The organism is Vibrio sp. J2-3(2022), assembly GCF_021725735.1.
In the GTDB taxonomy this organism is placed as follows: domain Bacteria; phylum Pseudomonadota; class Gammaproteobacteria; order Enterobacterales; family Vibrionaceae; genus Vibrio; species Vibrio diabolicus.
Genome location: NZ_JAKKCK010000001.1, coordinates 587,108 through 599,406, shown reverse-complemented (window position 1 = coordinate 599,406; position 12,299 = coordinate 587,108). Strand labels below are relative to the sequence as shown.

Sequence of the window (12,299 nt, the reverse complement as noted above, 5' to 3'; positions counted from 1 at the left end):
TAAATATTGAATGACATAAATCGTTGGACAAAATATAACCATGAAAATGTGGCTCACAATATGAATTCCCGAGCACCACGAATTCGGCTTTGTCCTGATATACAGTAAAAAAAATACGAGCAAGCTAATAAGAAAATACATAAACATCACACTTGAAAATAATTATCATTTTCAATCATATGTAAATATTCCCCCACTTTCAATGATGTGAGAGCTATTAATACCATCGTTATTATCAATCAACACAATAAGTAAAATTATCAGTAATTCCCGTCCTAAACGTTTGCGTAATCGCTAACCTTCTCTTAACCTTGATTTGAGGCTTTTATCACGGTTTTTCCATTGATATAGTGCGTCCATACAACAAAAAAAGACCATTCGAGGCATGGAGCTTCCTCATTAATCTCAAGATGAGAAGAATTGGTACCGACAAAATTCGGCAGATTTTAAGAGGGTCAAAAAATGGACATGAATATGGTTGAGATTTTAGGTTATGCAGCTTCAATCATGGTCGCAATTTCGCTAACTATGAAAGATATTGTTAAGCTTCGTATCCTTAACTTTATTGGTTGTGCGCTATTTACTGCTTACGGACTAATGATTGATTCTTGGCCTGTAGTATTAACTAACGGCTTTATTGCTTGCGTTAATATCTACTTCCTAGCAAAAATGCAACAGGAAAAAAAAAGCCTAGAATCTAGAGCCTAAAAAGCAATAGCATTCGAACAATAAAAGCCCGCGAATGATAAGATCGCGGGCTTTTTGCTTTTAATGCGCTCTCATTTTCTGCACATTCATCAATAGCTCTAGCGAACCCAGTTAAGTGCTAATGTTTCTCGACGAGAGAACATGTCTACATGTGATGAGATTATCGCCTTCACTTTGCCCAGTTTTTCTTCGGAATCCGCCTCACAAATAATGGTCAAGCTAGACTCGCAAAGAGCAAACTCCGCTTTTCCCGTCGGAAATGTCACCAAACCGCTGTTTTCATTCCAAGTAGCAGGAACCTTTCGTCCAAAATGCCGACAAAGTGTCACTAAGTATTTGTCAGCGTGTTCGCTATCTATTCGGGTGCTTTCTTTAATCATGAATTTACTCGTGTTTTGAAGCGCCCCCTCTCGGGAGCCCTATTAGAATTTATAAGCAGCAGAAAGTTTGAAGTTGCGACCCGGCTCGTAGTCATCAAGCGTGAAGCCACGTGCCGTACCCGAACGAGACGCATGAGAGCTGTACAACTCGTCAAATACATTATCAATACCAAAGGTCACCGACAGTCCATCAATATCAGACGGCACCCATTGAGCATATAGATTATGTACATCATAACTTGCTTTCTTTGGCTGACCATCAAAGACGTTGTCTTCCTCTAGAACAAACATTGAGTTCCACCCGAAGATCGTTTCTAAAGCGTCTGACTGGTAATCCAAAGTTAGAGCAATACTATCACCCATATCAATGCTACGCCCATTACCCCCAGCAACAGGGCCACCAGTATTCTTGTTTTTGGTGTCCGACTTAGAGTAAGAAAGTTTGCTGTTAAACTTGTCGTAGCCATAAGAAGCACTTGCCTCAAAGCCTTTAATCTCGACATCACCTAAGTTGTAAATCAGGTAAGTTTGAGTCGCGTTTTGGTACTGGTCTGCAATGTAATCATCAATTTCCGTTTGGAATGCCGTAATATTCGCTCCAAAGAAATGCTTATCAAAGGTTTTATCAAAACGGACACCACCCTGTGTGTTCAACCCCGTTTCTGGCTTTAGTCCATCCTCTAAAAATGCAACGTCTTGGTAAGCAATAAAGGTTTCCATCAGCTCAGGGCCTTTGAATAGAGAGCGTGCGCTCGCAAACAACGTCCAATCCTGAGTGACTGCCCATTCTGCTGCTAGGGCCCAGGTCACATCATCATAGTTACTCGTCCCCGTTTCAGCTTCACGTTTGTAATCATCAAAACGCATACCTGCGGTAACAAAGAAAGCATCAGAGAAGAAGAACTGGTCTTCTACAAACAATGCGGTTGAAATGGCCGATTCATCCATGAACTTACGACTACCGTAGTAACTTGAAGATGTCTTATCCATGTAGTCGAAACCATAGGTGATTCGATTATCAAACTCACCTAACATAACATCCGACTGGAACTTACCATTCAAACCAAAGTTTTGGTTTTTAGCGGTGTTCTTCGATAAACGGTTCGAAGGCCAGCGAGGAGCCATAACGCTCTCATCCCGTTTAATTTCTGTCTCGGTATTATAAAGTGTGACGTTACCTTTATGCTGTTCGCCTCGCAGCTCGTAACTCAAGGTAACGGTATCTCGGTCATAATCCGTAGGAATAAGTAACGTGCTCGATAAGCCATTGTTCGCACTACCCGACATATCAGGACGCGGACTGTAATCACCACTGTCTCGGTACATGTCATAAGAGAGCTCAAAACGATGGATGTCGTTTAGTTCATACCCCAACTTAGCCAGAATGTTGTAAACATCACCCGCAGCGCCATAGGTTTTGTTGCCGTCACCATCTTCAAAGTCATCGCGCGTAACGTAATGGCCATAAACCATCGCATCAATGTTTTCGGACAAAAGCCCGTACAGTGTCAACGAGCCTTGTTGGTTGTCGTTGGATGCATAACCGCCATAAACACGAGCGCCAAACGTTTCATCGTAACGAAGTAAATCGCGAGCGTCTTTCGTTTCAAAATAAACCGAGCCGCCTAAGCCATTTTGAGTCACAGAGTTATTACCTACCTGGATATCGGCAGATTTGAGAATGTCAGGGTTTAGCGTCAAGTTCCCAATGTGATGGAACATGCTCGCATGCTGAGAAGCACCATCAAGACGAATGTCCAAATCGGTTTCGCTCAAACCACGAATGGTAATACGTTGATTCACAGAGTGTGTTCCACCAACATCCACACCGGGAATATCGCGCAGTAAATCAGACATATGATCCGCTTGCTTCAGTGACATATCGTCTGCAAACATCGACTCGGTATTGCTAGAAACTTTTGTTCCCCATACAACGACTTCTTCAAAATGTGACTCGGTATCTTGAGCTAAAACAGGGGTTGATAGCGCCATTCCCACTGCAAGGCAAAGGCTTGAAAGCTTGATAGATGAACAAGCAGGGCTTTCCATAACTTCATTCCTAAATATTAATGATAATGATTCTCAGGTATAATAAGCATGAGTTTTATAAATACAAAGGCGATTTGATTATGCGAAATCGCACAAGTGTTATGAGGAAGTGTCAAATGCAGGAAGTCACACCAAAACGAACTAGAATTGCCAAGATCGCTTTAACCCAAAAACTGGAAGCCACAGAAAAGCAGTGGATCGTCACGCAAGGTCAACCTTGTCAAACTCAACTGGCAGAAGGCAAATTCCTATCATATCAGTACAATGATCAAATCTTTGTTCATGGTGGACGCTGCCTAGAGCTTGTTGATTCACATATTGTTTCTACTGCACACGCCTCACTGTTGGTCACTATTCTTTTAGAAGGTAAGCTCTCGTTTGGCTATGACGATTTGCAATTTGATTTAGACGCAAGCGACGGCCCTAAAGGTGTCGTGGTAAACCTACTCAAACCTGCAAACTTTCGTCGTTCACTGCTCAAAGATAACCTCATTAATAAGATCAACATATTGGTTAAGCCCCAGTGGCTAGAGGCTCGCCTTGACCAAACCTGTCGTCATCGGTCCTTTTTTAACTCTCATCAGGCGTTTCATCCTCTAGAGCTTAACCAGGCGTTATGCGAACTGGCTGAAACGCTGACAAGCCGAGAAACACCACAAGAATTCCAAGATAAGTTGGAAGTTGAAAGCTTGATCTATCAAATTTTGCATCAAGCGACTGAGCAAATCCCCAAGCACTTCAGTGCTAATAAAAATAACCTTGAACGGCACACAGATGGTCGAATAGAGGATATTGTTAGCTATATAGAAACTCACCTTGAGCAAGAACTAGGCTTAGAAAAGTTGGCAAGCGTGTTTTCAATGAGCGTTTCAAACCTGCAGCGCCGATTTAAACAATCACTGAATATGACCGTAAATGGTTATATTCGCTTTCGTCGCCTTGAGATTGCGAGGCAGCACTTGGAACGTGGCCTAGTGACGATCACGGAAGCTGCTTATGAAGCCGGATACCACCACCCTTCCAACTTCACCTGCGCTTTCAAAAAGGCATTTGGTGTACCACCGCATGAAGTGATAAAAGAGTAAAGAGGCCCCAGGTAACTGACTGTTATTTAGGAGTGTCTTATCCACAACATCGGTATATACTCGCCTTAAACGTTATGGAGGTTGAACATGAATATTGGTGCTGTCGCAAAGCTTACTGGGCTTTCATCTAAGTCGATTCGATTGTATGAAGACAAAGGGATCATATCTCCACCAGCGCGCAGCGACTCTGGCTATCGCGAATATTCAGATAATCATATTCAAGAGCTTAACTTAGTATCACGCGCAAAAAACGCTGGCTTTTCACTGCAAGAATGCAAAGAGTTTGTGCAGCTTGCCCATAATCCCAACCGAAAAAGCAGCGAAGTAAAAGCAAGAACCATGGATAAGCTGAGAGAGGTTGAAGAAAAAATCGCGCACCTTATGGAGATCAAAACGCAACTTGAAGGTTGGGTTTCTTCTTGTCCGGGAGACGCTGAAAGCCGATGCCCAATCATAGACGAGCTCACCAAGTAAACTCGCCTATCTATCCTCATTGAGGAATCGCTTTCATTAAGCCCTGAGGTCGGATTAGTGGTAAGTACACATGCGCTTGCCGTTTAATTCGATAATGTTAAATGGCGTTTCGTAGATATCCTCTAGCGTAGACGCCTGAATCACCTCTTCAACCGCACCACTTGCCACAACTTTGCCTTGCTTAAGCGCCAATATGACATCCGAGTAGCACGCTGCGAAATTAATATCATGAATAACCACCACCATGGCTTTGTTCATGTCATGAGCTAACCGCTGCACGACTTTCATGATCTGAAGAGAGTGTTTGATATCTAGATTGTTAAGTGGTTCATCAAGAAAAACGTAGTCTGTATCTTGTGCAATCACCATGGCAATAAACGCAAGCTGTCGCTGACCACCACTTAATTCATCCAAATATTTGTCTTGGATACCTTGTAAATCTAGGTAGTCGATCGCTTGTTCAATCACCGCATGATCTTCTTTGGTCAGATTTCCTTTGGAGTATGGGAAACGGCCAAAAGAGACCAACTCCTTCACGGTAAATCGCATGGTAATAGAGTTGGCTTGACGAAGTACCGCCAGCTTTTTCGCTAACTCTTTAGTGTCCCATTCCGCAATTTCCTTACAATCAATGATAACACTACCACCATCCCGCTCCGTTAAGCGCGAAGCCATAGATAACAGCGTGCTCTTTCCCGCGCCATTAGGGCCAATAATCGATGTTACCTTGCCCTTTTCAAACTGAGTATTGGCCTCATCAACCACTTTATTTGAACCGAAGGCCTTCGTTAATTTGTCTATCACTATCATATTTATACAACTTTGTTTTTCAGTAGTAGATATAAGAAATACGCACCACCAATAAAGTTAATAACGACACTCAACGTCGTCTCAAAACTGAACACGTTCTCGATAATCCATTGCCCAGCCAGTAACGAGCTGATGGAGAGAAACGAACAACCAACCAATAGCGTTTTGTGTTGGTAACTTCGGAACATTTCTCGGCTTAAGTTGGTCACCAGCAAACCAAAGAACATGATTGGTCCCACTAGAGCCGTAGAAATAGCAATCAGAACCGCCGAGATAATGAATACATTTCGCGTCACCTTAGGTACGTCGACGCCCAAACTTTTCGCATTGTCTTGGTCGAGCCAAAACACATCTAAAGTGCGATGCATACTAAATAGCAACCAACATGCAAACATCAAAGCTGGAGCACTAAAGTAAACCAAATTCACTTTGACATTATTAAAGCTGGCGTAAAGCTTCGATTGAACGATTGCAAACGTATTTGGGTCCATCAGCAAAGAGAAAAATGACGCCGCATTGGAAAATAGCTGACCAAAGATCAAGCCGACCAATAGCAACGTAATCAAGTTCTTGCTTCCTTTAGAAAAGTAAAAACCAAACAACAATAACGAAAACGACACCATTACAATTACGGCAATCGCGAAATTGACGTACAAGTTAAGAACTAAAGTACTCAAACCACCAAAAATCAGCACGATCAAAATTTGCGTCAACACATACAACGCATCAAACCCCATGATACTTGGCGTTAAAATTCGGTTGTGTGTAATGGTTTGAAATACAAGTGAAGACTGAGCAATAGCCACACCCGCTAGCACTATCGCCAATACTTTAGGAACTCTACGAGATAAAAAATATTGGTAGTTGTCAGCTGTTAGCCCAATACCAATAAACAAACATGCGAAAAGTACCGCAATGCCGCCTAGCAGTAGGATTTTCGTTGAATCACGCATGTTGCTTACCTCGCAACAACATCGCGATGAATACCACGCCACCCAATATGCTGATCACGATAGAGATTGGCATTTCATGAGGGAAGATAATCAAACGACTCACCAAGTCGCAACACAGCACTAGAGTCGCCCCATACATGGCCGTAAGCGGAATGTTCTTTTTGAGGTTATCACCATAAAAGTGACTAACGAGGTTCGGCACAATCAGACCCAGGAATGGCAGCTGCCCCACAATCATCACGACACTTGCTGACATGATTGACACCAATAGAACGCCAATCGTGACAACCTGCTGATAATTTAACCCCAAGTTAACCGCGAAATCTTTTCCGATACCCACGGCTGAAATCCGTGCGGCAAAAAGATAGCTGAGAATAGCCATTGGTACCGCGATGTACAGCAGTTCAAAATCACCACGCAAGATGTTGGCGAAGTTTGCGACTGTCCAAGCATTCAGACTTTGAAGTGCATCGTATTTGTAAGCGATAAACGTGGTCATGGATTGGATGACATTGCCGAAAATAATCCCGACAAGAGGCACAAAAACCACACTCTTAAATTGAATGCGCTGAATAAAGAAAATAAACGCCAGCGTCCCAAATACCGAGATGCCGAATACGAGCCAAAGGTGATTGTCGTTGCCAAAGAAAACCACGCTCAGTACATAGCCCAGCATGGCGCATTCGATCGTACCGGTTGTAGAAGGTGCAGCAAATCGGTTCTGGCTGATTTGCTGCATAATAAGGCCTGCAATACTTAAGCCTGCACCAGCAAGCAGTATGGCGAATAAACGTGGTATACGGCTGGTAAAGAAAAGCTCTAACGCTTTCTCATCACCCGAAAATAACTGTTGGGGCGTCATGTTTGCCACCCCAACAAACAACGAAACCGTGCTTAAAACCACAAGGGTTAGCAATAACTTTTTCAAAGTTAACCTCTGCTATCTTGGATTACAGTTCAACGGTTTGCTTGATCTCACTGACCATTTTTTCTGTTGCAGTCACACCAGACATCGACAAGTACCACGCGTCCACATCTAAATAAGTGATTTTGTGATTCTTATATGCGGCGGTTGCTTTGACTAAGTCGTTATCCATGGACTTACGAATATCGTTATCTGGCGTGCCTTTTAACGAATTGCGGTCAACTACGAGTATATTTTTCGGGTTAGCTTCACGAATAAATTCATAAGAAATAACATCTCCGTGAGTGCCCGTTTTCACGTGTTCAACCGTTTCCAAGAAACCGAAATCGTTATAAATCACACCAAATCGCGATTGAGATCCAAACGCACTGATGTTGTCACCCATGCTTAAAATCGTTAACGCATCATTGTTATTTGATTGGTTGTAGTCACGAATTGCTTTGAATTGAGCATCTAGCGCTTCAATTTTCTGCTCTACTTTTTCTTCGATATTGAAGATTTTACCAATATTGCGCCACTGTGCTTGCGTACCTTCCCAGTAACCTTGATTCTCTTTCGCAGCAAAAACGACAGTAGGAGCAATTTCACTCAGCTCTTCATATTTCGCAGACGCTCGCGGACCAACCAATATCAAATCTGGTTTTTGCATGTAAATGGTTTCAAAGTCAGGTTCAAACAAACTACCCGCAGAGGTGTAGTTATCTTTGCTGTATTTTGAAAGGTAGCTAGGCAGATTAGAAGAGTTAGAAACTGCAACAGGATCGATACCAAAGTTGTCCAGCGCATCTAGCGGTCCAAAGCCAATCACAACCACGCGTTCTGGTGATTGCTCTAGCTCGGTTTGACCCATGTAATGGTCAATCACAACCTTAGCAGCGAAAGAAGGAGAAACAGTAAATAGCGACAACATAGCCGCACCGACGAATTTTTTCATTTTGTTAAGCCTTAATGAGATCTATTATCATGCGCGTTCGCAATATAACGTTACTCTTTACTGCATTCAACAAAATTTAAGGTACTTTACATTAGTTACGCTTATTCGAGCTTCAACTATATCAAAGACTTATAAAAACCATTCATTGCAATATCTAGGTGTATCATTCATGCGCTTCGATAAATGCTTTGAGTGCAAGCTCATCAATAATCTCCAACCCGTTTTCCGTTTTTGCAATCAATCCCTTTTCAATCAAATCTTTAACTGCACGTCGATAAACACGACCAGAAGTACCAAATCGCTCAGCTTCTTGATTTACTTTGTCAAAGCCACCGAGCAATGTGTTGGTTTGATTACGGACGAAAAGATCATACGCAATATTATAAGTAATGGGATGCAATAACCGATTGGTATAGATATCCATAGAGTCTTGATAATCTTCTGCCAACGCTGAAGCAAAGAACACCATCATTTCTGGATGCTTTTGTAGCGCTTCAGTTAGTTTTTGGATGCAGATGACATCAACCTGCATGTGCTCGTCTGCAATCACGTTCCATTGGCAAGGAGTCTGAGTGAAGTACTCCATTTCACCATAGATATGGTAGTCGCAGTTTGCCTCTCCTAATTGAAAGCGTCGCCCATTCGCGGCCAATATGCTCATTGAAACTCGACCTACCGGCACAACATATAAGTACTGAAGTTGCTCACCTTGGCGGAGAATTTCTTCCCCAGCATCAAAGTAACGCGTACTAATTTGACACTGATAGATCATCTCACGAAAGGCAACGCTCTTTTTTTCAAGGTATGTTTTGAAGCGGCCAGTTGGATACGGGCTGATTTTCATTCTCTGCTCTCTCAGAAAAGTTACTGATAACTATCTCAGGTGGATTGTACCCCGTAACACCAAATAAAAAAGCGACAGTGGCCTGTCGCTTTACATTCATTGATTTATAAGAGTTACTGAAGTTCGTACGGACTAGCTCTGAGCGATCAGCGCTTCTAACGCCGTCGTTGCAGCAAGCTTCTCACCTTGCATCATTACTTTCGCTTCATCAACGTACTGACTAACCCCTTCTTTCACATCTTGTTGGTACAGAACGACGTTATTTAAGATCGAAGCCACATGAAGACCACGTAATCGGCCAACGGCAAACAAAGCTGAGGTTTCCATATCGGCACCTAAGACGCCCTTCTTGTTCCAGTATTGGCATATCGCATCTTCGTCATCGGTATAGAAACTGTCGTGAGAACGTACCACACCAAAATGATAACGTACCTCTTGTACTGACAGGTAACGCTCAACTTCCTTTAATAAGGAAAAACTTGCGTACGCCGGATAAGCCGAATCCACATACGCTTTGGAGCCGCCTTCATCTCTTACCGCACCTTCGGCAATGATTAGCTCGCCAAGCTGAATCCCAGATTGCATCGCACCTGCCGATCCGACACGTACCACATGAGTCACACCGCACTGTTTTAGCTCTTCAACTGCGATGATCATTGATGGCGCGCCGATGCCTGTGCTGCATACTGAAACAGGCTGGTCCTTGTATTTGCCAGTAAAAACACGGTACTCGCGATTTTCCGAGATCATTTCTGCATCATCCAATAATGCGGCAATACGATTAGCTCGGTCTGGCTCACCACATACAATGACGAGAGGAGCGACTTGTGTTTCATCAACACCAATATGAGGTTGTTTCGCCATTTTTCGTTCCTTAAGCTGCAGCTTGAGCTAAGGTTTTATCGCCATTGCGCTTGGCGCTACGGGCCCATTCACGCGTACCATTGGCAGCAATGAACATCAAAATCGCATACTGAACGGACATCGCATAAACACCCTGTGTCGCGTAGATGCCAACACTGATGATGTTAATCACAACCCAAAGAATCCAGTTTTCCACATATTTACGTGTCATCAGAATTTGTGCAACAACAGAAAGTACTGTCATGGTTGCATCCCAAAACGGGAACGCATCAGGTTCAAGTACCGGATCAGCCAAACCTGCACCAAAGAGATTCAAGCTATCAACAGCAATGTTTGCTAATGCAAAGAAAAAAGGGTCGATGTAGATGGTTAACAACGCGATAGACACAACGCTAATAGAAGCAGTGGCGATGAGTTTCTGTTTGTTTAACCAGCGTACTTCCAGCGTTTCACCTTCCGCGTTTGGACGAGTCCACGCATACCAACCGTAAATGTTCGCACAGAAGAAAAACAGTTGAAGAAGTAATAATCCGTATAACTGAATTTGGAAAAAGATAACGGCAAAAAGAGTGACATTCAGCAAACCGAATAAGTAGTTGATGGTTTTTTCTTGGCTAGCAAACCAAATGCAAAGCAATCCAAAAACCGTACCGAAAGCTTCGATCCAACTCATTGCGTAACCGCCGCCAATTGGAATGTTAACCAGGGTGTTGTTTATATCGAGTAAGGCAAGTAGGTCCATGTCGATGTCCTTTATTATTTTGTTTGGGAATATGCCTATATTAGGGCGTGACACCTAACAAAAAGGAGGACATTTGTCCCCCTCTTGATGCACTCGATCATAATTCAGTTCAATATTTGCTTGAAAGCAATAAATGACTCAATTGAACCGCTTGGAAATTAACACGCCTAAGAATCCAAACCTAAATAGCGCTTTTTGAATGCGGAAGCTGATGCAAATAAAGCTGACGCCAAAAGTGTAATAACAAACCCAATTGCGTACTCGAATGCTTCATTCACCAAGAGCTGATAACAGCTCACAAAAAAAATCAGTATGACCGCAATAACATTAACTCGGTGAAACCAAGGATGCTTTACGGAGAACTTAGCGTAACCTTTTGATAACATTTAACTAATCCGCCAGACAACAATTAATATTTTTATTTATAATCAATGGTGATAGTAAGGCTTTATAGTATAAAGAGAAACGACTTTTTTGATTTTTTAGCTCAACATCACAGGTCATCTAGTGCTGCTTGACTTTAATATCTTGACACTTTTTCGTTCAACTAAGGTAGGTTCTAATTGCACGACTTGCGCTTCTGTTGATTTATCATCCAGTTTTCGGACAAGCGTTTCCACGGCAGCTTGCCCAAGACGGTATTTAGGCTGGTGAATTGTGGTGAGTGATGGCGACATGAACTTCGCGATATGTATGTCATCGTAACCGATGATTGAAATCTGTTCCGGGACTTTAATATTGAGCTCATTTGCGGCGTTAATCACACCCATCGCCATCATATCATTGGAAACGAAAATCGAGCTGGGTAAGATGCCTCGCTGCGCCATTTTCATAAATGCTTGATATCCGCCTTCACATTCGAAGTCCGATTCAATGATCCAGTTGGCATTAAATTCCAAGCCTGCTTCGTTCATCGCACGTTTGTAACCTTCGTATCGCATTTGCGCTTGGTGTTTAATCAAAGGGCCAGTGATACATCCTATTTCTGTGTGGCCACAATCAATCAGGTATTTCGCCGCTAGGTAACCGCCACGAAGCGAGTTATCTTGAATTTTATCGCTCGTAAACAGCATCGGCCCCCAATCCATCACCACGACAGGGATATCAGGATAACGCTCAAATACATCGATACGCTCCCCTTCTAGCGAGGAGCACATCAAGATCAAACCATCGACACGCTTTTGCAAAAGCGTATTAATGGACTGGCGCATGCGTTCGTTGTCACCTTCGGTGTTACATAGAATGAGACTATAGCCTTTGTGATAGCAACTGCGTTCGACGCCTTTTACGACTTCGCCAAAGAATGGGTTGGTTGAAGTTGTCACTAGCATACCAATGGTTTTGGTACGATTGACTTTGAGGCTACGCGCCAAAGCTGATGGCGCATAGTAGTTGAGTTCTTTTGCGGCATTATTGACGCGTTCGGAGATCTCTTCACTCACAAAACGCGTCTTGTTAATAACATGGCTCACTGTTGAAGTGGAAACCCCTGCCAGTTTTGCGATGTCTTTCATCGTCGCCATGTTATTAC

Annotated in this window: 13 protein-coding genes; 3 read left to right on the top strand and 10 right to left on the bottom strand. The window is 42.9% G+C overall.

What is annotated here, in order from left to right:
• The first annotated feature begins 462 nt into the window (after positions 1–462).
• A complete protein-coding gene (locus L3V27_RS02620) occupies positions 463–708 on the top strand; it encodes a YgjV family protein (RefSeq protein WP_005397186.1) in 246 nt (81 codons plus the stop codon).
• Between the two features lie 98 nt (positions 709–806).
• On the opposite strand, the gene L3V27_RS02615 is transcribed toward L3V27_RS02620, so the two are convergent.
• Together L3V27_RS02615 and L3V27_RS02610 are read right to left on the bottom strand one after the other, a co-directional pair.
• Positions 807–1,088, bottom strand: a complete 282-nt coding sequence (locus L3V27_RS02615; RefSeq protein ID WP_005397185.1) for a DUF2218 domain-containing protein — start codon at positions 1,086–1,088, stop codon at positions 807–809.
• Between the two features lie 42 nt (positions 1,089–1,130).
• Positions 1,131–3,137: a TonB-dependent siderophore receptor gene (locus tag L3V27_RS02610; RefSeq protein WP_237310944.1), complete on the bottom strand. Its 2,007-nt coding sequence runs from the start codon at positions 3,135–3,137 to the stop codon at positions 1,131–1,133.
• Positions 3,138–3,253: 116 nt separating this feature from the next.
• Between L3V27_RS02610 and L3V27_RS02605 the strand changes: the two genes are divergently transcribed.
• Positions 3,254–4,222, top strand: coding sequence for an AraC family transcriptional regulator (locus tag L3V27_RS02605; protein ID WP_046875987.1), 969 nt, complete (start codon positions 3,254–3,256; stop codon positions 4,220–4,222).
• An 87-nt stretch (positions 4,223–4,309) separates the two neighbouring features.
• The gene (cueR, locus tag L3V27_RS02600; RefSeq protein WP_012842332.1) at positions 4,310–4,696 is read left to right on the top strand and encodes a Cu(I)-responsive transcriptional regulator; all 387 of its coding nucleotides are present in this window, start codon (positions 4,310–4,312) and stop codon (positions 4,694–4,696) included.
• A 54-nt stretch (positions 4,697–4,750) separates the two neighbouring features.
• Here the strand turns inward: cueR and vctC are convergent, their stop codons facing one another.
• The 8 genes from vctC to L3V27_RS02560 form a co-directional block, all read right to left on the bottom strand.
• A complete protein-coding gene (gene vctC, locus L3V27_RS02595; RefSeq protein ID WP_005397181.1) occupies positions 4,751–5,506 on the bottom strand; it encodes an iron chelate ABC transporter ATP-binding protein VctC in 756 nt (251 codons plus the stop codon).
• 2 nt (positions 5,507–5,508) lie between these two features.
• Complete coding sequence (vctG, locus tag L3V27_RS02590; RefSeq protein WP_005397178.1) at positions 5,509–6,459, bottom strand: iron chelate uptake ABC transporter permease subunit VctG; 951 nt, start codon at positions 6,457–6,459, stop codon at positions 5,509–5,511.
• Positions 6,452–7,387 (bottom strand): iron chelate uptake ABC transporter permease subunit VctD, encoded by a 936-nt coding sequence (gene vctD / locus L3V27_RS02585; protein WP_041853077.1) that lies wholly within the window; start codon positions 7,385–7,387, stop codon positions 6,452–6,454. The genes vctG and vctD overlap by 8 nt, the downstream gene beginning before the upstream one ends.
• Before the next feature lie 22 nt (positions 7,388–7,409).
• Positions 7,410–8,318: a siderophore ABC transporter substrate-binding protein gene (locus tag L3V27_RS02580; protein WP_048624947.1), complete on the bottom strand. Its 909-nt coding sequence runs from the start codon at positions 8,316–8,318 to the stop codon at positions 7,410–7,412.
• A 163-nt stretch (positions 8,319–8,481) separates the two neighbouring features.
• Positions 8,482–9,162: a Crp/Fnr family transcriptional regulator gene (locus L3V27_RS02575; RefSeq protein ID WP_006741007.1), complete on the bottom strand. Its 681-nt coding sequence runs from the start codon at positions 9,160–9,162 to the stop codon at positions 8,482–8,484.
• A gap of 132 nt (positions 9,163–9,294) precedes the next feature.
• Positions 9,295–10,026: a nucleoside phosphorylase gene (locus L3V27_RS02570; protein WP_164665543.1), complete on the bottom strand. Its 732-nt coding sequence runs from the start codon at positions 10,024–10,026 to the stop codon at positions 9,295–9,297.
• Between the two features lie 10 nt (positions 10,027–10,036).
• Positions 10,037–10,768: a nicotinamide riboside transporter PnuC gene (gene pnuC, locus L3V27_RS02565; RefSeq protein ID WP_005397168.1), complete on the bottom strand. Its 732-nt coding sequence runs from the start codon at positions 10,766–10,768 to the stop codon at positions 10,037–10,039.
• Positions 10,769–11,268: 500 nt separating this feature from the next.
• Positions 11,269–12,291, bottom strand: a complete 1,023-nt coding sequence (locus L3V27_RS02560; RefSeq protein ID WP_161442513.1) for a substrate-binding domain-containing protein — start codon at positions 12,289–12,291, stop codon at positions 11,269–11,271.
• Positions 12,292–12,299: the final 8 nt, after the last annotated feature.